The 255-nt window shown below is 39.2% G+C and carries 1 protein-coding gene; it reads left to right on the top strand.

The features are described 5' to 3' along the window. The coding region (locus tag Q8G36_RS28865; protein WP_305275386.1) for a transposase at positions 1 to 255 on the top strand (255 nt) is incomplete at both ends.

Genomic DNA, 255 nt, shown 5'->3' with positions numbered 1-255 from the left:
ACTTTAGATCAACTGGTGCCGGCGAACCATTTGGTTCGTAAAATGGAGGCTTCCATTGACTTCACTTTCATTTACGACTTGGTGAAAGATATGTATTCAGAGGTAGGACGCCCAAGTATTGATCCAGTTATTTTAGTTAAACTGACATTCATTCAGTATACCTTCGGTATTCGTTCCATGCGTAAAACGATTGAAGAAGCTGAAACAAATATGGCTTACCGTTGGTTCTTAGGCTATGGTTTCCATGATAAAGTA

This window comes from Peribacillus frigoritolerans (assembly GCF_030676415.1).
Lineage (GTDB): Bacteria > Bacillota > Bacilli > Bacillales > DSM-1321 > Peribacillus > Peribacillus frigoritolerans_A.
The sequence above is the reverse complement of the archived record's forward strand: the minus strand, read 5'-3'. Positions and strand labels throughout refer to the sequence as shown.